The 314-nt window shown below is 50.6% G+C and carries 1 protein-coding gene; it reads left to right on the top strand.

Annotated features, from left to right (window positions below):
• Positions 1-187 (top strand): zinc-binding dehydrogenase (locus tag F8C76_RS19685; protein WP_152132985.1); only part of this gene is annotated, 187 nt, incomplete at its 5' end.
• Between the last annotated feature and the right edge of the window lie 127 nt (positions 188-314).

The raw sequence follows: 314 nt of genomic DNA, 5'->3' as shown, positions 1-314 counted from the left end.
CAGTCAGCCACTGGAGAAGCGAATTCAGCTGGCGCAGGTTTTCAATGACCGGTTGGCGCCTTTGTTCGCCAACGGCCAATTGCGACCGCTGCCACTGGAAACGTTTTCCTTCGAAAACGCCATCGAGGCCCACAAGCATATGGCCAGCAACGACTTCAGCGGCAAGCGAGTGATTGTTGTCAAATAATAAAAGGGCCAGAGGAAGCATTGCGCCCCACAATAAAGCAGTATTTAAAATACTATTTCATGCTTGCTGCATCGTCCTCAATGACCAAAATGATCAGTGCCAATCCCTTAAGCACAGAGGCCTGCGG

Source organism: Flagellimonas olearia, from assembly GCF_009184425.1.
GTDB classification, from domain to species: Bacteria; Bacteroidota; Bacteroidia; order Flavobacteriales; family Flavobacteriaceae; genus Flagellimonas; species Flagellimonas olearia.
This window is presented reverse-complemented; position numbering and strand designations above follow the sequence as displayed.